The sequence below is a fragment of the Nonomuraea guangzhouensis genome (assembly GCF_019396345.1).
GTDB classification, from domain to species: domain Bacteria; phylum Actinomycetota; class Actinomycetes; order Streptosporangiales; family Streptosporangiaceae; genus Nonomuraea; species Nonomuraea guangzhouensis.
In genome coordinates, this window is sequence record NZ_JAHKRM010000059.1 from 18,294 (window position 1) to 38,029 (window position 19,736).

A 19,736-nucleotide genomic window follows, 5' to 3' on the forward strand; every position below is an offset into this window, starting at 1 on the left:
CAATAACGCCGTTGAGCGCCATTTGTTCCCGGAGGGACAAAAAAAGGGGCGGATCACCCTAAAGGCGACCCACCCCAGGCCCGGGGGGTCACCCTCCGGGGGTGATCCCGCCCGGCGTCACCTCGGGCATGGGCATGGGTTGCGCGTCCTCCATGCGCTTGTCCGTCCAATACTCGATGACCTTCTGCGGGTCCGGGTTGAGCTCCTTGGACACCACGGTGCCGTCGCTCGGCTCGGGCGAGGCGGTCAGCTCGGCGACGCGGTCGGCCGGTATCTCACCGGCCGAGGTCGGCGCGGCCGGCGGCAGGCTGGACGGCTCCTTCTCCACCACTGCTCTGGTCTCCTTGGCGACCTGTTCGAGCCTGCCCGCCGAGGCGGCCGCCGCGACTGAGGCTCCGCCGACGACGATCACGCCGACGACCGCCGCGGATGCCCACATCTTGCGGGTCTGGTTCATGAAGGGCTCCCTCCTTCGCTCATCCATAAGACGCACCCGCAACTCATCAGGTTCCTGCCTTAAGGCTTACGAGATCGGTTTTACCATTCGGTAGCAGCGGCAACCGAGACATCAGTCGCAGCTCGCGCGGCGCGGCGTAGGCGGGGAGCCGGTCGGTGGCGTACGCGCGGAGCTGGTCGAGCGTGAGGGGGCCCGCAGGGTCGGCGGGCACCACGACGGCGACGACGATCTCTCCCCATTCGGGGTCCGGCCGGCCGATCACGGCCACGTCGGCCACCTCGGGGTGGCGGCCGAGCACTTCGGCCACCGAGGCGGCCACCACCTTCTCGCCGCCGGTGTTGATGACGTCGTCGGCCCGGCCCAGCACCCGCAGCCGGCCGCCGGTCAGCTCACCCAGGTCGGAGGTGACGTACCAGTCGCCGTCGAAGGAGGCGGGCTCGCCGAAGCGGTAGCCGGAGAACAGCACCGGGCCGGCGACGCGGATGCGCCCGTCGTCGCCGATTTTGAGATCTACATTGTAAAAGGGGCGGCCGTCGTACACGCAGCCGCCGCTCGTCTCGCTCATCCCGTACGTCGTGACCACCCGCGCGCCGAGCGCCTGGGCCTCGGCGACCAGGCCGGCCCGCGGGGCGGCGCCGCCGAGCACGATGGTGCGGAACACCGACAGGTCGGCGTTCATCTCGACCAGCCGGTGGAGCTGGGTCGGCACCATCGACACGTGGTCGGCGCCCGAGGCGAGCACCTCGTGGGCGTCGAAGTGCGGGTGGATGATCGGCTCGCTCTCGCAGAGCAGGGCGCGGACCAGCACCTGGAGGCCCGACACGTGGGACGGTGGCAGGCAGCACAGCCAGCGCTCGCCCTTGATCGCCTCCAGGCGGCGCAGTGAGGAGGCCGCCGAGGCGCGCAACGCGGTGGCCGACAGCATGACGCCCTTGGGCGCCCCGGTGCTGCCGCTGGTGGCGATCACCACCGCCACGTCCTCCGGAACACCCTCGCCGCCGGCCTGCCGGACACCGTTGACGTGGGTCGGCCGGAGCGCGTCGGCGGAGCTTCCGGCAGGCAGGGGAAGGATCGCCGGGCCGTCTCCGGACAGAGCCTGACGGACCGCCGCGAACAGCTCGGGCCCTGGAGTGCCTACCACGGCGTGCAACGGCCGGTCCGGATGCGACGGGTTCCTCAACATGCTCGTAAGGTTAATGGCGACAGGTCGGACAGCGGTGCAGGGAGGGTCGTGACGCGTTCTCCCGTGCTTTTCCGGGCTCCCGTCGTTTTCCGGGTGGCGATGCGCACTCGTTTCCGGGGTCAGACCGTCAGAGAAGGGGTCCTGCTGCACGGTCCGGCCGGTTGGGGGGAGTTCTCGCCCTTTCCCGAGTACGGTCCGCGCGAGTGCGCCCGCTGGCTGGCGTGCGCCCGCGAGGCCGCCTTCGAGGGCTGGCCGGAGCCGGTGCGCGACAGCGTGCCGGTCAACGCGACCGTGCCCGCCGTGGCCGCCGAGCGGGCCTTCGAGCTGGTCCGCGGCTCGGGCTGCGCGACGGCGAAGGTCAAGGTGGCCGAGCGGGGCCAGACGTTCGCCGAGGACCTGGCCAGGGTGGAGGCGGTGCGTGACGCGCTCGGCCCGGCGGGCAGGCTGCGCGTCGACGCCAACGGCGCCTGGGACGTCGGCGAGGCCGTACGCCATCTCAAAGAGCTCGACCGCTTCGACCTGGAGTACGCCGAGCAGCCCTGCGCCACGCTCGACGAGCTGGCGGCGGTGCGGCGGGCCGTCGACGTGCCGATCGCGGCCGATGAGTCGATCCGGCGCGCCGAGGACCCGCTGCGGGTCAAGGCCGCGGAGGCGGCCGACATCGCGGTGGTGAAGGCGCAGCCGCTCGGCGGGGTGCGTAACGCGTTGCGGGTGGTGGAGGCGTGCGGGCTGCCCGCGGTGGTGTCGAGCGCCGTGGAGACCTCGGTGGGTCTGGCGGCGGGGCTCGCGCTGGCCGCCGCGCTGCCGGAGCTGCCGTACGCGTGCGGGCTGGGCACGATGCCGCTGCTGACGGGTGACGTGGTGGACGATTCGCTGGTGCCCGTGGACGGGCGGCTGGCCGTACGACGTCCTGCGGTGAATCCTGAGCTTCTGTCGGCCTTTGAAATTGAATCCCCCTCGTGGCTTCGCCGGATGCAGGAGGCGTCACTGTGAACCCCGCTACCGCACTGGCCACGGTCCTGGTCGACGAGCTGGTGCGCTGCGGCCTCACCGACGTCGTGGTCGCGCCCGGCTCGCGGTCGGCCCCCCTGGCCCTGGCGCTGCACGCCGAGTCGCGGGTGCGGCTGCACGTGCGCATCGACGAGCGGTCGGCCTCCTACCTGGCGCTCGGCCTGGCCAAGCGCGCCGAGCGGCCGGTCGCGCTGATCTGCTCGTCCGGCACGGCGACCGCCAACTTCCACCCGGCCGTCATCGAGGCGAGCGAGTCGGGCGTCCCGCTGCTCGTGCTCACCGCCGACCGCCCGCCCGAGCTGCGCGGCACCGGCGCCAACCAGACGATCGACCAGATCAAGCTGTACGGCTCGGCGGTCCGCTGGTTCGCCGAGGTCGGGGTGCCCGAGGACCGGCCGGGGCAGGTGGCCTACTGGCGGTCGCTGGCCTGCCGGGCCTACCAGCGCGCCACCGGGCCCGCCACGCCGGGGCCGGTGCACCTCAATCTGGCGTTCAGGGAGCCGCTGATCCCCGACGGCGACACCTCGTGGTGTGAGTCGCTCGACGGCGACGCCAACGGCCCCTGGGTGCGCGCCCGGGTGGCGCCGCCGCCCATCGCCCTGCACATCCCGCCGACCCGGCGCGGCGTGCTCGTGGTCGGCGACGGCGCCGCGAACGTCCGCCGCTACGTCGCCGCGGCCGGCATGGCGGGCTGGCCGGTGGTGTCGGAGCCCAACGGCGGCGGGCGCTACGGCGACCATGCCGTGTCCACCTACCACTACCTGCTCGGCACGCCCGAGTTCGCCGACACCCACCGGCCCGACGTGGTGGTCACACTCGGCCGTCCCGGGCTGTCGCGGCCGCTGCTGTCGTGGCTCGGGCGGGCCGAGGAGCACATCGTGGTGGCCACCGACCTCGATCGCTGGCCCGATCCGACCCGGTCGGCGACCCAGGTCGCCCAGGCGGTGGAGATCCCCGTCGCCTCGGGTGACGACACGTGGCTGCACGCCTGGCGGCAGGCCGACCAGGCGGCCAGGACGGCCATCGACGAGGTGCTCGACGCGTCGGGCACCAGCGAACCCCGGCTGGCCCGCGACCTGGTCGACGCGATGCCCAACGGGGCGCTGCTGTTCTGCGGCTCGTCGATGCCGATCCGCGACCTGGACCAGGCGATGCGGCCCCGGCGGGGGCTCCGGCTGCTGGCCAACCGGGGCGCCTCGGGCATCGACGGGCTGGTGTCGTCGGCCATGGGCGCGGCGCTGGCGCACAACGGGCCGTCGTACGCGCTCATGGGCGACCTGTCGTTCCTGCACGACCAGAACGGGCTCGTCCTGGGCCCCCGGGAGCCGCGGCCGGACCTGTGCCTCGTGGTGGTGAACAACGACGGGGGCGGCATCTTCTCGCTGCTGCCGCAGGCCGCGGTCAGGGATCCGTTCGAGCGGGTCTTCGGTACGCCGCACGGCGTCGATCTCGGCTATGTGGCGGCTTCGACGGGGACGCCGTACCAGCTGGTGGAAGACCTGTCCGACCTGCCCAAGGCGCTGCGCGGCGAGGGGCCGCGCCTGGTGGAGGTGCGTACGGACCGGGAGGCGAACGCGGTGGTGCACGCCCGCCTGCGCGAGGCCGCCCAGGCCGCGGTCCGCGACTGCCTGACCTGACCTGATCCGCAGGCCTCAGGCGACCTCAGCCTGCGGACTCCGGCCTGCGGACTCCGGCCTGCGGACTCCGGTCCGGGGACTCCGGTCCGGGGACTCCGGACCTCGGCCTGGGGACTCCGGCTTGCGACCCCCGCCTCGCCCCGGACGGGTCGGTCCGTGGATCGCGGAGCTGCGGACCTCAGTCCACCGACCCCAGTACACCTGTCCCGGAGCCGCGGATAATGGCGGGGACGATGCTGATCGAGTCGAGGCGGGTTCGAGGTGGCCGGCGACGATGAGGCCCGGATCTGGGCGCTGATCGCGGCCAGCGCCAGGCGGCGTGGTTCGCCGATGTCGGTCCAGGACGTCTGCGCCGCCGGCGTGGAGGCGGTCGCGGTCAGCGGGGCCGGGGTGTCGCTGGTCTCGCACGAACGGCTGGAGCCGGCGCATCTGGCGGGCAGGCTCGGTCGCGAGCTGCTGGAGGCCGAGCTGACCACCGGAGACGGGCCCTGCGTCGAGGCCGTGTGGGGGAGTGGGCCGGTGCTGGTCCCCGACATGGCGGACTGCGAGGGGCGCTGGCCGGCGTTCAGCGAGGTCGCCCGGGTGGGGGCGGTGTTCGCGTACCCGCTGGTGATGGGGGCCGTCAAGGTGGGAGTCCTGGTGCTGTGCCGGGACCGGCCCGGCGAGCTGACCGCCCGCGAGCAGACGGACGCGCTGGTCCTGGCCGGCGCCGCCCTGACGCTGCTGCTCGACGGCTCCAGCCGGATGAGCGGCCACAGGGTGCCGCCGGCCGCGTCGGCGGCGCTCGGGGCGGAGATCTACCAGGCCGCCGGGATGGTGTCGGTGCAGCTGGACACCTCGGTGGAGGAGGCGCTGCTGCGGCTGCGCGCGTACGCCTTCACCCACGACGAGCCACTGAGCCGGGTGGCGCGGCGGGTGGTGCGGCGGCGGCTGCGGTTCAGTCCCGATCCGTCCGGCGGGTGATTCCGCCGATTTTGGATGGGCTTGGCGTATCCTGCGGCTGTGGGAACCGAGGCGGCGCAGCCGCGTTCCGCGATGGCGGAAACGGAGCCCGCTCAGCCGCGTCCCTCGCCCGTGGAAACGGTGCCGTCGAGGGGGATTGCGAAGACCCTCGTCACCCTGGCCGACACGCTGGTCACCGGGTTCGACGTCGTCGACTTCACGCACCTGCTCACCGAACGCTGCGTGGAACTCCTGGGTGTGGACGCCGCCGGGCTGCTGGTGACCGACCAGCGGGGGGACCTGCGGCTGATGGCCGCCTCCAGCGAGCAGGCCCGATCACTGGAGCTGTTCCAGCTGCGGTACGCGCGGGGACCCTGCCTCGACTGCTTCGGCACCGGCGAGGCCGTGCACTGCTCCGACGTGTACGGCGCCACGGCGCGGCGGAACTGGCCGCGCTTCGCCCAGCAGGCCCGCGGCCGCGGCTTCGGCGCGGTGAGCGCGCTGCCGCTGCGGCTGCGGGACGAGGTGATCGGCGCCCTCGATCTGTTCCGTAAGACCCCGGGCGACCTGCCCGCCGAGACCCTGGCGCTGGGACAGGCGCTGGCGGACATGGCCACCATCGGCCTATTGCACGAGCGGGCCGTGCGCGGCGGGCGACTGCTCACCGGGCAGCTGCAGACCGCGCTCAGCACCCGCGTCATCATCGAGCAGGCCAAAGGAGTGCTGGCCGAGCGGCACGGCTGGACGATGGACGAGGCGTTCACGCGGCTGCGCGGCCACGCCCGCAACCACAACCGGCGGCTGGCGGAGGTGGCCGAGGAGGTCGTGTCGTACGGGGCCGACCTCGACGACCCGGCTTTGGGGCGCTCCGACTCGCGTCCGCGCCGCTAGCCGCGGCCGGGCGGCGGCCGTACGAGCACTCCGGCCCCTCATGCGCGGCCCCTCATGCGCGGCCCCTCATGCGCGGCCCCTCATGCGCGGCCCCTCATGCGCGGCCCCTCATGCGCGGCCCCTCATGCGCGGCAGAGCCACCGACCTCGAACAGCGTGTCGGTTCCGCTGGGCCTCGCCTGGCCGGTGGCGGGTCACACGAGGCGCTTGATCTCCCCGTACGCACGGTAGAAACCGCCCCGCCCGGCAGGGCGCACCCCTTCGACGAGGTAGCGGGCGCCCGCCTCCCGGATGTCCTTCGGGAACTGCACATTCCACCCCTCGTACCCCGGGCTGATCACGCGCACCCGCAGCCGCTCGCCCTGCTGCTCGCACTCTACGACCACGCCATCGCCGACGTGCGTGGTCGTCTCCACCACGACCGACGGCTCCACCACGGCCAGCGACGCGGCCGCCTTGACGTCCACCGGCTGGGGTACGGTGCCCTGCCGGGCCGCGGCGATCGCCGCCTCGCTGGCGTCGATGCAGGCCAGCGAGCCGTCGGTGGTGACGATGTAGAGACGATCGTCGAGGAACTGCATGGAGAAGGCCGACCCGCAGCCGGTGCCGAGCTTCCACAGCCGCTCACCGGAGGAGTCGAAACAGTAGATGGAGGAATGGCTGTCGCCCGCGAACACGTGGCGGCCGCCCGGAGACGTGGCGCACGAGTAGACGGGGGCGTCGCACCGGTAGACGGCCTCGACGCGGCCGTCGCCCTTGGCCAGGCGATGTACGGTGTGGCGGGCCGTACCGGCGTACACGGAGTGGGCCTCCTGCCAGCCGAACAGGACACCGTCGGCCGTCCGGTTCTCCCACACGAGCGAGCCGTCGGAGATGTCGTAGCGGGCGACGCCGCCGGAGTGGCCCCGATAGACGGCGTCGTCGTCGCACCTGACCATCCAGGCCGACTCGCCGCCGCCCGGACGCGCCCACTGGAACTCGTCCTCGTAGTCGATCGCGGTGACCCGGCCGGCCCGGTCGGACACACCGAGGACGCCGTCGTGGACGTCCAGCCAGTAGATGTCGACGTCGGCCGCGATCTCGTACGCGGCCCGCGGCACCTTGCCGCTCAGGTCGTACACGCGGCCGTCGTCGCAGCCGGCGTAGATCCAGAAGTCGTCGGCGACGATGCACTTGACGCCGTCCGGAAGCCGGAAACGGCCCGTCACGGTGCCGGAGTGGGCGACGGTGTACACGTCGCCGCGCTGGTTGCCGACCCAGCAGCGCTGCTCGTCCACGAAGATGCCGAACGCGGCGGCACCACTGTTGAACCGCCACAACACGGGCGCCTGCCGGGCGGTCGAACGGATGCTGGCGATCGCCCTCCGGGTGATCGCCCGGCGCTGGCGCACACCGCGCACGGCCGGCGCGTACCCCTTGCGGGTCTTCTCGCCGATCTTCTTGGCCGCGGCCGCCTGGGCCTTCGCCTCGGAGGGGAAGGCCGCGACCTTCGTCTGGCCGCTCTCGCCGATGCGCCCGTAGGTGATCGTCACCTCGGTGCCGGCCACGGTCACCTCGTAGAACTTGTGTGATCCGCCGCCGTCCTCCGACAGCTCCAGGTACGTCATGTCTGCGGTCTCCATGTGCCGAGCTTGATCAACTGCCCGGGACACTAGAGCACGGGGGCGACAAACTTGTGTTTTTGCTGTTCGTGGGGCTGATGGGTGCTTTGTGGGGCATGGAGTCGCTCCCGGCGGCTGCTCGTCTGGAGGCCGGCGGCGATGGCGCCTGAGGACTACGCAAGGGTGGCTCTGAGGCCCGCCCGCTGGTGTCCGACCTCGCTCTCGCGCCACAGCGGCTGCGCGGAACACAGAGGCCTGGTCCGACATCCACGGCGCGTAATGACCGCCAGGGTCCGGTTGCCCGGACATGGCCGGCAAACCGCGGTGGACCGGCATCGGGATCCCAGCAGGCGCCCCGCGAACTCGCAACAGCCGACCAGAAACCGGCTTCGCGGACCGGGCCGACGAGGAGCTGTGTTCGGTGCCTAAACGGCCTTGCGGGTGCCGGGGGGTTGGGGGCGTATGGGGAAATGTCCGGCGAGCCCGGTGATCAGGAGCAGTCGCTTGACCTGCGGTGAGATCCCGGACAGCAGGAACGGTGTCGCAATACGTCGCGCGTGATCATTGATGCTCACCAGGGTGCCCAGACCGGCCGCGTCGATGAACGATAGCCCGCTCAGCTCCATGACGACCTCGTCGATCTTCCGGTGCCCGTGGTACGTCTGCCGCAGGATGTCGAGCAGGTGGTCACGTAGTACCGAGGTGGTGGCGATGTCTAGCTCCCCGGAGACGTGCACGATAACTGTCGCCCCCTGACGGCTTGTCGTCAGGTGCAGTGGCTCCATGGGCTCGGCTCCCCTGTTGTGTTCCCACACTGGAACATCTGCCGACTGTGGGAGCCGTCTCCCCATGAGGACCCTCGCGAGTCCGGGGACATACCCGGCCGCCAATTCGACACCTGACGTGGCGCGGGGTCCGGACGTCACGAGGAATCGCAAATGCGATTTGTACCAGATGTGTGGATTATTACTTTGTGTAGCCGCGTGCTTCCAGAGTGAAGTGTACAAGTCCGTAGCTGCTCGCAAGGCAAGAGTCGTGATAACAACCGGAAATGATGACCGCACGTCCGTAACCACGCTGACCTGCGTCGTTGGCAAGCCGGGCAACCTTCGCAATCCACTCATTTGCCCTCGGGGCGGATGGGATTTCTGGGCGGCGCTCGATGGGGGAGCGCTTGAGTGGTCGGTCGCATCGAGGTCGGCGGCTCGGCTTGCTGGATGCGGAGGGCCGGCGGTGGGGTCCTGGGGTTGGTGCCGGGTCCGACGCCGAGGTTCCGGCCGAGCTCCTGGCCGGAGGCGGAAGGCTTTCGCGCCTGGATCGCAGGTCAGCGCGGGCTGAGGCCCAGCCAGATGAGTGTGCAGAGCGTGTCGAAGGCGTCCTCGATGCCCGGCTGGTCCCAGTCGGCCGCGTGCACGGGGTCGTGGAAGCGGATCGTGGCGTCGAACACCGCTCGTGCCGTCGCGGCCGGGTCCGAGGTGACGAGTTCGCCCTTGGCCAGTCCGGTGGTGATGATCTGCTGGAGCTGGCCCACGAGGTCCGCGATGTGCCGCTCGATCACCTGGCTCGCCTCGCCCACCAGCACCGTGTACGTCGCGAACAGCTCCGGGTCGCCGAGCGCCTTCTTGCGCTTGGCCGCGAACAGCGCCGACAGCCACGCGCGGAGCCGTACATCGGCCGGCCCGTCCGCCGCCATGACGGCGGTGAGCAGCGTGTGCGACTCGTCCAGCCACCGCTGCGTGACCGCCTCCCGCAGCGCGGCCTTGCTGGGAAAGTGCCGGTACACGCTGCCGTGACTGACCCCGAGTGCCCTGGCGACGTCGACGACCGTGGCCTTGGCGGGGCCGTACCGGCGGAGGACGTCCTGAGCCGCGGTGAGGATCTGGTCGGGCGTCAGGATGCCATCTGTCATAAATCCAATTCTGTCAGTGCTCGCTGTCCAGGTGGGCCATCTGCGGAGCCGCGTAGCGGTCGCCGGCGGCGGCGTCGGCGGGGATCGCGGCCTCGATGCGGGCCAGGTCATCGGCCGTGAGCGTCACGTCGAGGGCGCTCAGGGCTTCGGCGAGGCGGTCGCGGCGGCGGGCCCCGACGAGCGGCACGATGTCGGTGCCCCGCGCGCTGACCCAGGCGATGGCCAGCTGCGCGACCGTCGCGCCCTTGGCCTCGGCCAGGGCGCGGAGGGCTTCGACGAGTGTGAGGTTGTGCGCCAGGTTGTCGCCGGAGAAGCGGGGGCTGGCGGCGCGGAAGTCGTTGCCGGCCAGCGCGCGGTCCTTGGACCAGTGGCCGCTCAGCAGCCCGCGTGACAGCACCCCGTACGCGGTGATGCCGATGCCCAGCTCGCGGCAGGTGGGCAGGATCTCGGCCTCGATGCCCCTGGACAGCAGGGAGTACTCGATCTGCAGGTCGCTGATGGGGTGGACGGCGTGCGCGCGCCTGATCGTCTCGGCGCCCACCTCCGACAGGCCGATGTGACGGACGTGGCCCTTGGCGACCTCCTCGGCGATGGCGCCGACGGTCTCCTCGATGGGGACGCTCGGGTCGACTCTGGCGGGGCGGTACACGTCGACGTGGTCGGTGCCGAGGCGGCGCAGGGTGTAGGCGAGCGCGGTCTTGACGGCGGCGGGGCGGGCGTCGTAGCCGAGCCAGTTGCCGTCGTAGTCGCGCTGGGCGCCGAACTTGACGCTGATCCGTACGGAGTCGCGGTCGCGGTCTTTCAGCGCCTGGCGGATGAGCAGCTCGTTGTGGCCCATGCCGTAGAAGTCGCCGGTGTCGAGGAGGGTGATGCCGGCGTCGAGGGCGGCATGGACGGTGGCGATGGACTCGGTCTCGTCGGCCGGGCCGTAGAGGTCGGACATGCCCATGCAGCCAAGGCCGAGATCGGACACCTGCGGGCCGTTGTCTCCCAGGGTTCTCATGCTGACTACTATGGCATTACAGATGACAGATTTCAATATCTGTCATTTGCTCTGCCTTCCGGCCGCCGACAGGAGCCGATCACGTGAGCCCACAAGATCTCGCCGGCCGGGCCGAGCGGCCTGTTCTCCCAGGGGCGTGAGCAGTACGTCCACTCGTGCGTGTTGTCCACTCTCTCGACCATCACCAGGCCCCTGCGGTGATCGCAGTGGTGGTAGTAGGCGACGTCGCCACTGGTGTAGTAGTCGGGCGGCACGCACTCGCGTACGACGGCGTGGGCTGTTCCCTCCAGGGCGGTGCCGGTCGAGAGCGCGAGCGTGGCACCGATCATGATGGCCGCCACGGCAGCCGCCGACTTTCTCATCATTTTTCGTCCTTCCCTGGCCTAAGGAACGTGGGCGGCTTCAGTCTGGCACGAGATGAATACACTCCGTGATGGCTTCTGTCGCAGTTCGCCGATGACTTCGCCGGGTCGCCCGCCGAGCTAGGGTTGCCGAGTGCACATCGACGAACTGCTGCAGGCGATTCCGCCCGCGTGGCTCTGCGTCCTGGTCGGCCTGGTGATCGGGATCGAGAGTCTCGGCATCCCGCTGCCGGGCGAGATCGTGCTGGTCAGTGCCGCGCTCCTGGCCGCCAAGGGGGTCGTCAGCCCGGTGTGGGTGGGCGTCTGCGCGAGCACGGGGGCGATCGTCGGCGACTCCATCGGGTACGCCATCGGGCGCAAGGGCGGCAGGCCGCTGTTCGAGCGGCTCGGGCGCCGGTTCCCCAAGCACTTCGGGCCCCGCCACATCGGTAAGGCCGAGCACTACTTCGACAGGTTCGGGGTGTGGGCCGTGTTCGTCGGGCGGTTCATCGCGTTGCTGCGCATTCTGGCCGGTCCGCTGGCGGGGGCGTTGCGCATGCCGTACTGGCGGTTCCTGGTCGCGAACGTGCTCGGCGGGATCGTCTGGGCGGGCGGCACCACCGCGGTGATCTTCTACCTCGGCGTGGTCGCCGAGAAGTGGCTGAAGGGGTTCTCGTGGGTGGGGCTGGTGGCGGCGGTGCTGTGCGGCATCGCCACCACCTGGTACGTCAAGCGGCGGGCCGCCTCAGCGCTCGATGAGGGTGACCTCGAGGGAGTAGAGCGAGGCCCGATAGACGTGTGAGCCGTGCTCGACGGCCCTGCCCTGGTCGTCGTAGGTGGTGCGGAGCATGGTGAGGAGCGGGGCGCCGCGCCGTTCGTCCAGCAGCTTGGCCTCGGCCTGGGTGGCCGCGCGGGCGCCGATGCGCTGGTTGGCGACCCGCATCCGCACGCCCGCGCCGCGCAGCAGCTCGTACAGGCCGCGCCCCTCCAGGCCGGCCGTCGTCAGCGGGGCCAGGCCCAGCGGCAGCCAGTTGTGCAGCACGGCCAGCGGCTCACCGGCGGCGAAGCGGAGCCGTTCGAGGTAGAGCACCTCGGTGCCGGGTTCGACGCCGAGGATGGCGGCGATCTCCTCGGGCACCGGCCGGGGCTCCAGGGCCAGGACCTGGGTCGCCGGTTCCTGGCCGGCGCGGCGCAGGTCGTCGTAGAGGCTGGTGAGCTCGACCGAGCGCTTGACCTGGCCGTGCACCACCTGGGTGCCGACGCCGCGCTTGCGGACCAGCAGGCCCTTGTCCACCAGATACTGGATGGCCTGGCGGATGGTGGGCCTGGACAGGCCCAGCTTGTCGGCGAGCAGGATCTCGTTGTCCAGCCGGGAGCCGGGCGCCAGGTCGCCTCGCCGGATCGCCTCGGCGATCTGCTCAGCCACCTGGAAGTAGAGCGGCACAGGGCTGGAGCGGTCCAGCTCGATCGCCAGGTTCGCGGTCATGCTGATCAGATTAACCGAGGTCAGAATGTCCTGACAATTATCGCCGCTCAGAAATATGACATCATGTCTTGACATAATGGTGCCGGCTCGCCGCTCGCCCCCTTGCCCGGAGCGGTGGGCCACCGCTCCGACGGCGTCCGTAGGGGAGGGGAGCGTCCGATGAGGGCCCTGCTGCTGGACTTCGGCGGCGTGCTCGTCGAGGGCGTCACGCGCCCGTCCTGGGCCGCCGAGCTGGCCGGGGAGGTGCACCGGCGGTTGATCGGCGCCGGGTGCACCGAGCTGGGCGTGGCCGACGCGGAGATCGACATCAGGGCGGGCGCGGCGGCCGACACGTGCTGGAAGGACGCCATGTCCAGGCCGCGAGCGCCCAGGGAGCTGACGCACCGCGAGTTCTGGACTGATTTCGTCGCCGCCGACTGGCCCGAGGCCGCGCGTGCCGTGGTGGCGGCCGAGGCCACCGCCCTGTGCAAGCGGATGGGTGAGCTGCGCTGGCACGGCGCCCTGCGCCCCGGCATCCCCGAGCTGCTGGCCGCCTGCCGGGCCAGGCAGGTGCCGGTGGCGGTGGTGAGCAACGCGCGGTGCGGTGCGGTACACCGCGACTTCCTGGCCGCCCGGGGCGTCGAGGTGGCGCAGCAGGTCTACAGCGACGAGGCCGGCGTCAGGAAGCCGAACCCGGAGATGATCTGGATCGCCACCCGCGCGCTCGGCGTCGATCCGGCGGACGCCTGGTACGTCGGCGACAACCTCGACAGAGACGTCGTCTGCGGCCGGCGCGCGGGAGTGGGCATGACCGTGCTGATGACGTCGAAGAGCACGGCCCGCATCCCGTACCGGGTACGACAGCGCCCGGCGGCCGTCGTGGACGACGCCTTCGCCCTGATGGACAAGCTCTTGGAGGAGACATGGACGTGACACGGTTGCTCGACACCGCCTCGGAGGCGGCCAGGGCGGTCGGACCGAGGCTGCGCAAGGCGTTCAGGTCGCGGCCCCCGGTCGCCACCAAGCGTGACTTCCACGATCCGGTCACCGAGCATGACCGGGCCGCGGAGGAGACGATCCGCGCCGTCATCACCGCCCATTGGCCCGGCAGCGCGATCGTGGGCGAGGAGGGCGGTGTCACCGGCTCCGGCGAGCCGCGCTGGTACGTCGACCCGATCGACGGCACCGCCAACTTCGCCGCCGGCCTGCCGTTCTTCTGCGTCTCCATCGCCGCCGCGGTGGACGGCGAGCTGGTGGCGGGCGTCGTCTACGATCCGGTGCGCGAGGACGAGTTCACCGCCTCCACCGAGGGCGCCTGGTGCAACGGCACGCCGATCCGCAGCAAGGGGGCGGTGACCGACCGGGAGGCGATGCTGCTGTCCAGCTACCCCGCGCCGCTGGACCTGGCGGCCGAGGGCGAGCAGGCGCTGCACCGCTACGGCCGCTTCCTGGAGTCGTTCGCCGCGGTGCGCCGGCCGGGCAGCGCCGCGCTCAAGCTCGCGCACGTCGCCGCCGGGTGGGCCGACGCCGCGTACGGCACGCACTCCAGCCCCTGGGACGTGGCGGCGGGCGCCCTGCTGGTACGTCAGGCGGGCGGCGTCTACATCGGCGACCCGCTGGAGAAGGGTGACTATCTGGCCTGCGTCGGCGGCTTCGACCTGCGCGGCTCCGTCCTCGCCGAAGTGACGCCCTGACCGGGCCGGCGCTCATTGCCGACGAGCGGTCGCGGGCGCGGCCGACGGCGCCGGCGGCTGCTGTCGGCGACGGTGGCACCGTACGCGGCCTCAACGTGGCGGGTGGGCGTCCGGGGCGATGAACCCGCGGCTCGTGATCAGTTCCGGGGTGCGATCCGGTAGGCCCGGATGACGGTCTGCTCGACGGCGTTTCCTGCGGCGTCGGTGGCCTTGGCGCGCAGGCAGACGAACGTCATCTCTTCCTTCCAGCCGGAGTACATGAAGTACGCCCCGAATGACCAACTGCGGCTTTCACCCAGGGGCCGTGATCGACGTCTGCATTCGAGGGAAGATCGCCTAGGGTGGCTCTCGTGCATCAGCCGTCGATCGCTCACAACAGACCAGGCAGAGGCGAAACTCATCGTCAGTCGCGCGAACGGCTCGCCGTATGCATATGAAGGTCGTGGCCGAGCGGCTGCGCTGCCTGCGCGGCGCGCGCGGGCTGTCGATGAAGGCCGCCGCCGACGCGGCCGGGCTGAACACCTCCACGATCTACCGCATCGAACACGGCTTCGTCGCGCCACGTGAGTCGACCGTACGTCTCCTGCTGGCCCTGTACGGCGAGCAGGCGCACGAGCGGACGTTGCTGTCGCTGCTGCGTGGCGAGCGCCCGCCCGGCTGGTTCGACGCGCCGCGGGTGCCGCTGTGGCTGACCGGGTTCCTCGAGCAGGAGGACCAGGCGCAGGTCATCTACACCTACGGCCCGCAGCACGTCCCGGCGCTGCTGCAGACCCGCGCCTACGCCGAGGCCGCGGTCCGCGCCGCCCGCCACCCGAGCGCCACCCCCGAGCAGGTCAACGGCGGCGCCGACCTCATCATGCGCAGGCAGGAGCTGCTCGAGCGGCCCGGCGGCCCGCACCTGTGGGCGGTGCTCGACCGCAAGGCGCTCCTCGACCCGCCGCTGACCCGCTCCGGCGACCGGCTGGAGCAGCTGGACGCGCTGGTCTCGGCGGCCAAGGAGCCCAACGTCGCCGTGCAGATCGCCCGGCCCAGCGCCGACACCGGCTACCTCTACCACGGGGCGCCGTTCACCCTGCTGCGCTTCCCCGAGCGGGACAGGCCCGACATGCTGGTGCTGCACCTGCTGCACGGGCCGGTTCTCGTCGACGACCGGCGGCAGGCGGAGGACTACCAGCAGGCGTTCGCCCGGCTGTCGCTGTCGGCCTTCCGCGTGGACGACACCCTCGACGTGCTCGACACGATCCGCGGGACGCTCACCGGCTGAGAGGATGAGCCTTTTCGAGGCGGCTCGACGGAGGCGACGTGAAGACCGACGGCGGCAGCCCGGTCACGTCCTTGGCGGGTGTCAGCACGGCCCGGATGTACGACGCCGCCCAGCTCGCCAGGCTGCGCGCGGCCATGGTCCCCGGCAGCCACCTGTGGCTGACCGTGATCAGCCTCGACGGCTACGACGACGCGGTACGCCGGGCGGTGGCGGTCAGCCATCGCGAGCTCGGCCTGGTCAGGCACCTGCGCACCCGCGAGCGGGCGCTGGCCCTGTTCGACGGCCTCGACCTGCTGGATCCCGGGCTGGTCCGGGTGCCGCGGTGGCGTCCCGACGGCACCGAGGTCGAGATCGCTCCGGCTCGTACGGGCCGGCTGGGGGGCGTGGCCAGGATCAGGTGAGCGACAGGCGCGGTCAGTGCCCCTTGCGGAAGTCGCCCGCCTGGCGGACGTGCTCGATCATGATGCGCTCGGCCGCGACGCCGTCGGCGCCCTCGAGCGCGGCCAGGATGCCCTCGTGCGCGTCGAGCTGCATCTTGACCTGCTCGGCGTCGAGCCACAGCGAGGCCTCGGCGGGCACGGGGAGGCTGTCGCGCACCGCCCTGGCGTGCTGGCCGAGGAAGGCCGGGCCGCCGATGTCGGCGATGCGCAGGTGGAAGAGCCTGCTCTGCTCGCCCAGCCGGTCGTTCCTGCCCTCCTTGGCGTCGCGGACCATCGAGGCGTGCAGCTCACGCAGCCCGGTCAGGTCGGCGGCGGTGATCCGGGAGGCGGCCAGGCGGGCGCCCAGGCCCTCGACGACCGCGCGCAGGCCGTAGTACTCCTCCAGCGCGTCGTCGCCCAGGTCGACCACGGTCGCGCCGTGATGGGCCTCGTAGCTGATCAGCCGGTCCTTCTCCAGCCTGCGCAGCGCTTCGCGGACCGGGGTGACCGATACGCCCAGCCTGCGGGCCACCGCTCCGGCGCGCAGGGCGGTGCCGCCGGGGATCCTGGCCGTGCGGATCTCGTCGAGCAGCACGCTGTAGACGTATTCGGCCTTGCTCATGGGCGGCCGCGGCTCGCTGGTCGGCATGTCCCTCAGTGTCCCGCAATTCAAGACAAAGGTTGACCTATGAGATATTTCTTATAAGTTACATGTCCATGACTCCCCTCGCTGACCTGCGGGTCATCGACGCCGCGACGTTGTTCGCCGGGCCATCCGCCGCGATGATGCTCGGTGACTTCGGCGCCGACGTGATCAAGATCGAGCATCCCCGCCGCGGTGACCCGTCACGCGGGCACGGCGCCTCGGTCGACGGGGTGGGCCTGTGGTGGAAGACGCTGTCGCGCAACAAGCGCGCCGCCGCGGTCGACCTGTCGCGCGCCGAAGGGCAGGAGATCCTGCGCCGCCTGGTCGAGCGCTCGGACGTGCTGGTCGAGAACTTCCGCCCCGGCACCCTGGAACGCTGGGGCCTGGCCCCCGGCGACCTCATGGACATCAACCCGCGCCTGATCGTGGCGCGGATGACCGGCTTCGGGCAGTTCGGCCCGATGGCCAAGCAGCCCGGATTCGGCACGCTGGCCGAGGCGATGAGCGGGTTCGCGGCCATGACCGGCCAGCCGGACGGCCCGCCCACGCTGCCGCCGCTCGCCCTGGCCGACGGCATCGCCGGGCTGGCCATGTCGTACGCCGTCATGGTCGCCCTGCGCGCCCGCGAGCAGAGCGGGCGCGGCCAGGTCATCGACATGGCCATCATCGAGCCGATCCTGGGGCTGCTCGGGCCGCAGATGAGCGCGTTCAAGGCGCTCGGCGTCGTGCCCCGGCGCACCGGCAACCGCTCCAGCAGCAACGCGCCGCGCAACACCTACCGCACCCGCGACGGCCGCTGGCTGGCCATCTCCACCAGCGCCCAGCCCATCGCCGAGCGCGTGGTCACCCTGGTCGGCCGGCCCGACCTGGTCGAGCAGCCCTGGTTCGCCAGCGGCCACGGCCGGGTCCAGCACGTCGACGAGCTCGACGAGGCCGTCGCCTCCTGGATCGCCGAACGCGACGCCGACGAGGTCGTCGCCCGCTTCGAGGAGGTCCAGGCGGCCATCGCCCCCATCTACGACGTCTCCGACATCGCCGAGGACCCGCAGTACGCGGCTCTGGACACCTTCATCGAGGTGCCGGACGAGGAACTGGGCTCGGTCACCATGCAGAACGTGCTGTTCCGCCTGTCCGACACGCCCGGCGCGGTCACCTGGCCGGGGCGGCGCCTCGGCCGCGACACCGACGAGGTGCTCGGCGAGCTCGCCTACGGCCCCGAGGAGATCACCCGGCTGCGCGAGGACGGGGTGATCGCATGAACATCCCCGTCACCTGGCTGTACGTCCCCGGCGACCGGCCCGAGCGGTTCGACAAGGCCGCCGCCTCCGGGGCCGACGTGGTCATCATCGATCTGGAGGACGCCGTCGTGCCCGCCCGCAAGGACGAGGCCAGGGCCAACGCCGCCGCCTACCTGGCGCGCCGTACCGGATCGGCCGAGGTGCACGTCCGGATCAACGACCTGGCCAGCGGGCGCGGCCGCGACGACCTCGCCGCGCTCGGCGGCCTGGCGGGGCTCGACGCGGTCCGGCTGCCCAAGGTCGAGTCGGCCGGCGTGCTGGACGGGCTGCCGGTCAAGGCGTACGCGCTGCTGGAGTCGGCGGCCGGGATCGTCGCCGCCCACACCATCGCCGCCCACCCGGGCGTGGTGGGCGTCGCGCTCGGCGAGCAGGACCTGGCGGCCGAGCTGTCGATCACCGACGAGAGCGCCATGAACCACCTGCGGCTCCAGGTGGTCCTGGCCGCCGCGGCCGCGGGCCTGCCGCCCGTGCCGATGTCGGTCTACCCCGATGTCCAGGACGAGGCGGGCCTGGCGGCCTCCTGCCGGGCCGGCCGCGCGATCGGCCTGTTCGGCAGGACCGCCATCCATCCGCGCCAGATCCCGGTGATCAGACGGGCCTTCAGCCCCACGCGGGAGGAGACGGACCGGGCCACCGAGATCGTCCAGGCCGCCGAGGAGGCCGAGCGGGCCGGGGCGGGTGCCGTCGCGCTACCTGACGGACGCTTCGTCGACGCGCCGATCGTCGCCAGGGCCCGCCGAACCCTTGCCCTCGCCGAGCGCCTCGCGCCCGAGGACTTTTCGTAACCACCCCCCATTGGAGGCAATTTCGTCATGGGCAGCGCCGTCTGGGCACTCCTCGCCTACATCGCCATCATCGTCGTCTGGAACGGCGTGCTGAAACGCAACATCGGTGAGGCGATGCTCATCGGGTTCCTCGGGGTGTGCCTGTTCGGCGGCACCGGATTCTTCGGCCTGGCCTGGGCGGGCATCTCCGACGCGCTGGCCGAGGAGGTCGTGTTCGCCGCCCTGGCCTTCGTGTTCATGGGCTACCTGCTCACCAAGCTGGGGTTGATCCAGGAGCAGGTGACGGTGCTCAACTCGATCTTCGGGCGGCTGCGCGGCGGCGCCGGATACGTCTCCACCTCGGCCGCGGCGCTGCTCGGCGGGCCCGCCGGCTCCGGCTCCGGCATCGCCGCCTCGGTGGGGTCGGTGACGATCCCGTGGATGACCAGGTCCAACTGGCGGCCCGACCTGGCCGCCGCGCTGGTGGCGGGCAACGCCGGGCTGGGCATCTCGATCCCGCCGAGCTCGTCGATGTTCCTGCTGCTCGGCTCGGCCGCCGTGGCGCCCGTGCTGACGGCCGACCAGTTGTTCGTGCCGGCGCTGGTCGGCGGGCTGTGGACCGTGCTCTACCGCTTCATTGTGGTGTTCGTCTGGGTGCGGCGCCACCGCATCGAGGCCACCGACGCCGCCGACCTGATCCCGCTGCGGGCCGCCCTGCGCGCCGGGTGGGCGTCGTTGCTGGTGTACGCGGGCATCGCCGTGCCGGTGGTTCTGACGCTCGACTTCGGCGTCAGATGGATGGAGTCACGCGTCGGCGAGGCCGCGGACGACATCAGCATCGTCGTCTGGATCCCCGTGCTGACCGTCCTGGCCACGCTGGCCGTCGCCTGGAAGCGGCTGCCGCGCACCGGGCGCGCCTGGAGTGACCTGCTCGGCGACATGGCCCCGCGGTACGCGGTGATCGGCGCGACGCTGTTCTTCGCCTTCGCGGCCGCGGCCAGCCTGGGCGAGCTCGGCCTGGTCGACCAGCTCACCGCCATCATGAAGGGGCTGGACGCCCCGGCGGCCGTCATCGCCACGCTGGTCGGGCTGCTGATCGTGATCATCGCGGCGCCGCTGACCGGGACCGCGACGATCGCCGCCGTCGGCGGTGTGGCCTTCAGCGCGCTGACGGCGGCCGGAGTCGCGCCGGCGGCCGCGGCCACCCCCCCC

The 19,736-nt window shown here is 71.7% G+C and carries 22 protein-coding genes; 12 read left to right on the forward strand and 10 right to left on the reverse strand.

Annotated features, from left to right (window positions below; translation table 11 throughout):
• Positions 1–88 precede the first annotated feature (88 nt).
• Together KME78_RS60405 and KME78_RS60410 are read right to left on the reverse strand one after the other, a co-directional pair.
• Entirely contained in the window at positions 89–457 is a 369-nt protein-coding gene (locus KME78_RS60405) for a hypothetical protein (RefSeq protein WP_219539350.1), read from the reverse strand.
• Positions 458–503: 46 nt separating this feature from the next.
• Complete coding sequence (locus tag KME78_RS60410; protein ID WP_219539351.1) at positions 504–1,640, reverse strand: AMP-binding protein; 1,137 nt, start codon at positions 1,638–1,640, stop codon at positions 504–506.
• Positions 1,641–1,739: 99 nt separating this feature from the next.
• On the opposite strand from KME78_RS60410, the gene KME78_RS60415 reads away from it, so the two are divergent.
• From KME78_RS60415 to KME78_RS60430, 4 genes are all read left to right on the forward strand, one after another.
• Complete coding sequence (locus KME78_RS60415; RefSeq protein ID WP_246654935.1) at positions 1,740–2,633, forward strand: o-succinylbenzoate synthase; 894 nt, start codon at positions 1,740–1,742, stop codon at positions 2,631–2,633.
• Positions 2,630–4,288, forward strand: a complete 1,659-nt coding sequence (menD, locus tag KME78_RS60420; RefSeq protein WP_219539353.1) for a 2-succinyl-5-enolpyruvyl-6-hydroxy-3-cyclohexene-1-carboxylic-acid synthase — start codon at positions 2,630–2,632, stop codon at positions 4,286–4,288. Before KME78_RS60415 ends, menD begins: the two co-directional genes overlap by 4 nt.
• Before the next feature lie 261 nt (positions 4,289–4,549).
• The gene (locus tag KME78_RS60425; protein ID WP_219539354.1) at positions 4,550–5,251 is read left to right on the forward strand and encodes a GAF domain-containing protein; all 702 of its coding nucleotides are present in this window, start codon (positions 4,550–4,552) and stop codon (positions 5,249–5,251) included.
• 39 nt (positions 5,252–5,290) lie between these two features.
• A complete protein-coding gene (locus KME78_RS60430; protein ID WP_308127582.1) occupies positions 5,291–6,121 on the forward strand; it encodes a GAF and ANTAR domain-containing protein in 831 nt (276 codons plus the stop codon).
• Positions 6,122–6,314: 193 nt separating this feature from the next.
• Here the strand turns inward: KME78_RS60430 and KME78_RS60435 are convergent, their stop codons facing one another.
• The 5 genes from KME78_RS60435 to KME78_RS60455 all read right to left on the reverse strand — a co-directional run bounded on the left by KME78_RS60435 (position 6,315) and on the right by KME78_RS60455 (position 10,998).
• The gene (locus KME78_RS60435; protein ID WP_219539355.1) at positions 6,315–7,742 is read right to left on the reverse strand and encodes a WGR domain-containing protein; all 1,428 of its coding nucleotides are present in this window, start codon (positions 7,740–7,742) and stop codon (positions 6,315–6,317) included.
• Between the two features lie 404 nt (positions 7,743–8,146).
• Complete coding sequence (locus tag KME78_RS60440) at positions 8,147–8,506, reverse strand: STAS domain-containing protein (protein ID WP_219539356.1); 360 nt, start codon at positions 8,504–8,506, stop codon at positions 8,147–8,149.
• Between the two features lie 539 nt (positions 8,507–9,045).
• The gene (locus tag KME78_RS60445; protein ID WP_219539357.1) at positions 9,046–9,630 is read right to left on the reverse strand and encodes a TetR/AcrR family transcriptional regulator; all 585 of its coding nucleotides are present in this window, start codon (positions 9,628–9,630) and stop codon (positions 9,046–9,048) included.
• Between the two features lie 13 nt (positions 9,631–9,643).
• Positions 9,644–10,633: an aldo/keto reductase gene (locus KME78_RS60450; protein ID WP_219539358.1), complete on the reverse strand. Its 990-nt coding sequence runs from the start codon at positions 10,631–10,633 to the stop codon at positions 9,644–9,646.
• Between the two features lie 32 nt (positions 10,634–10,665).
• Positions 10,666–10,998, reverse strand: coding sequence for a DUF6355 family natural product biosynthesis protein (locus tag KME78_RS60455; protein ID WP_219539359.1), 333 nt, complete (start codon positions 10,996–10,998; stop codon positions 10,666–10,668).
• Positions 10,999–11,128: 130 nt separating this feature from the next.
• Between KME78_RS60455 and KME78_RS60460 the strand changes: the two genes are divergently transcribed.
• Positions 11,129–11,776 carry a DedA family protein gene (locus tag KME78_RS60460; RefSeq protein WP_219539360.1) on the forward strand — a complete coding sequence of 216 codons (648 nt, stop codon included), beginning with the start codon at positions 11,129–11,131 and terminating at the stop codon, positions 11,774–11,776.
• Here the strand turns inward: KME78_RS60460 and KME78_RS60465 are convergent.
• The gene (locus KME78_RS60465; RefSeq protein ID WP_219539361.1) at positions 11,720–12,460 is read right to left on the reverse strand and encodes a GntR family transcriptional regulator; all 741 of its coding nucleotides are present in this window, start codon (positions 12,458–12,460) and stop codon (positions 11,720–11,722) included. The genes KME78_RS60460 and KME78_RS60465 overlap by 57 nt on opposite strands.
• Before the next feature lie 159 nt (positions 12,461–12,619).
• Between KME78_RS60465 and KME78_RS60470 the strand changes: the two genes are divergently transcribed.
• Both KME78_RS60470 and KME78_RS60475 read left to right on the forward strand, forming a co-directional pair.
• Entirely contained in the window at positions 12,620–13,372 is a 753-nt protein-coding gene (locus tag KME78_RS60470) for an HAD family hydrolase (RefSeq protein WP_219539362.1), read from the forward strand.
• A complete protein-coding gene (locus KME78_RS60475) occupies positions 13,363–14,133 on the forward strand; it encodes an inositol monophosphatase family protein (RefSeq protein ID WP_219539363.1) in 771 nt (256 codons plus the stop codon). The genes KME78_RS60470 and KME78_RS60475 overlap by 10 nt, the downstream gene beginning before the upstream one ends.
• Positions 14,134–14,270: 137 nt before the next feature.
• On the opposite strand, the gene KME78_RS66885 is transcribed toward KME78_RS60475, so the two are convergent.
• A complete protein-coding gene (locus KME78_RS66885) occupies positions 14,271–14,393 on the reverse strand; it encodes a hypothetical protein (protein ID WP_281429208.1) in 123 nt (40 codons plus the stop codon).
• 173 nt (positions 14,394–14,566) lie between these two features.
• Here KME78_RS66885 and KME78_RS60480 point away from each other — a divergent pair, with 173 nt between their 5' ends.
• Positions 14,567–15,397 (forward strand): helix-turn-helix domain-containing protein, encoded by an 831-nt coding sequence (locus KME78_RS60480; protein ID WP_219539364.1) that lies wholly within the window; start codon positions 14,567–14,569, stop codon positions 15,395–15,397.
• Positions 15,398–15,435: 38 nt separating this feature from the next.
• Positions 15,436–15,798, forward strand: coding sequence for an SAM-dependent methyltransferase (locus tag KME78_RS60485; protein ID WP_308127583.1), 363 nt, complete (start codon positions 15,436–15,438; stop codon positions 15,796–15,798).
• Between the two features lie 13 nt (positions 15,799–15,811).
• On the opposite strand, the gene KME78_RS60490 is transcribed toward KME78_RS60485, so the two are convergent.
• On the reverse strand, positions 15,812–16,465 hold the full coding sequence (locus tag KME78_RS60490; RefSeq protein WP_246654936.1) for a GntR family transcriptional regulator: 654 nt from the start codon (positions 16,463–16,465) through the stop codon (positions 15,812–15,814).
• Positions 16,466–16,533: 68 nt separating this feature from the next.
• Here KME78_RS60490 and KME78_RS60495 point away from each other — a divergent pair, with 68 nt between their 5' ends.
• From KME78_RS60495 to KME78_RS60505, 3 genes are all read left to right on the forward strand, one after another.
• Positions 16,534–17,721 (forward strand): CaiB/BaiF CoA transferase family protein, encoded by a 1,188-nt coding sequence (locus KME78_RS60495; protein ID WP_219539365.1) that lies wholly within the window; start codon positions 16,534–16,536, stop codon positions 17,719–17,721.
• Positions 17,718–18,545, forward strand: a complete 828-nt coding sequence (locus KME78_RS60500) for an HpcH/HpaI aldolase/citrate lyase family protein (RefSeq protein ID WP_219539366.1) — start codon at positions 17,718–17,720, stop codon at positions 18,543–18,545. The genes KME78_RS60495 and KME78_RS60500 overlap by 4 nt, the downstream gene beginning before the upstream one ends.
• Before the next feature lie 27 nt (positions 18,546–18,572).
• A partial coding sequence (locus KME78_RS60505) for a TRAP transporter large permease subunit (RefSeq protein WP_219539367.1) occupies positions 18,573–19,736 on the forward strand: 1,164 nt, incomplete at its 3' end.

Coding starts and splice junctions, on each gene's coding strand:
- KME78_RS60405 (WP_219539350.1), bottom strand. CDS start 457: ATGAACCAGACCCGCAAGATGTGGGCATCCGCGGCGGTCGTCGGCGTG.
- KME78_RS60410 (WP_219539351.1), bottom strand. CDS start 1,640: ATGTTGAGGAACCCGTCGCATCCGGACCGGCCGTTGCACGCCGTGGTA.
- KME78_RS60415 (WP_246654935.1), top strand. CDS start 1,740: ATGCGCACTCGTTTCCGGGGTCAGACCGTCAGAGAAGGGGTCCTGCTG.
- KME78_RS60435 (WP_219539355.1), bottom strand. CDS start 7,742: ATGGAGACCGCAGACATGACGTACCTGGAGCTGTCGGAGGACGGCGGC.
- KME78_RS60440 (WP_219539356.1), bottom strand. CDS start 8,506: ATGGAGCCACTGCACCTGACGACAAGCCGTCAGGGGGCGACAGTTATC.
- KME78_RS60445 (WP_219539357.1), bottom strand. CDS start 9,630: ATGACAGATGGCATCCTGACGCCCGACCAGATCCTCACCGCGGCTCAG.
- KME78_RS60450 (WP_219539358.1), bottom strand. CDS start 10,633: ATGAGAACCCTGGGAGACAACGGCCCGCAGGTGTCCGATCTCGGCCTT.
- KME78_RS60455 (WP_219539359.1), bottom strand. CDS start 10,998: ATGATGAGAAAGTCGGCGGCTGCCGTGGCGGCCATCATGATCGGTGCC.
- KME78_RS60465 (WP_219539361.1), bottom strand. CDS start 12,460: ATGACCGCGAACCTGGCGATCGAGCTGGACCGCTCCAGCCCTGTGCCG.
- KME78_RS60470 (WP_219539362.1), top strand. CDS start 12,620: ATGAGGGCCCTGCTGCTGGACTTCGGCGGCGTGCTCGTCGAGGGCGTC.
- KME78_RS60475 (WP_219539363.1), top strand. CDS start 13,363: ATGGACGTGACACGGTTGCTCGACACCGCCTCGGAGGCGGCCAGGGCG.
- KME78_RS66885 (WP_281429208.1), bottom strand. CDS start 14,393: ATGTACTCCGGCTGGAAGGAAGAGATGACGTTCGTCTGCCTGCGCGCC.
- KME78_RS60480 (WP_219539364.1), top strand. CDS start 14,567: ATGAAGGTCGTGGCCGAGCGGCTGCGCTGCCTGCGCGGCGCGCGCGGG.
- KME78_RS60490 (WP_246654936.1), bottom strand. CDS start 16,465: ATGCCGACCAGCGAGCCGCGGCCGCCCATGAGCAAGGCCGAATACGTC.
- KME78_RS60495 (WP_219539365.1), top strand. CDS start 16,534: ATGACTCCCCTCGCTGACCTGCGGGTCATCGACGCCGCGACGTTGTTC.
- KME78_RS60500 (WP_219539366.1), top strand. CDS start 17,718: ATGAACATCCCCGTCACCTGGCTGTACGTCCCCGGCGACCGGCCCGAG.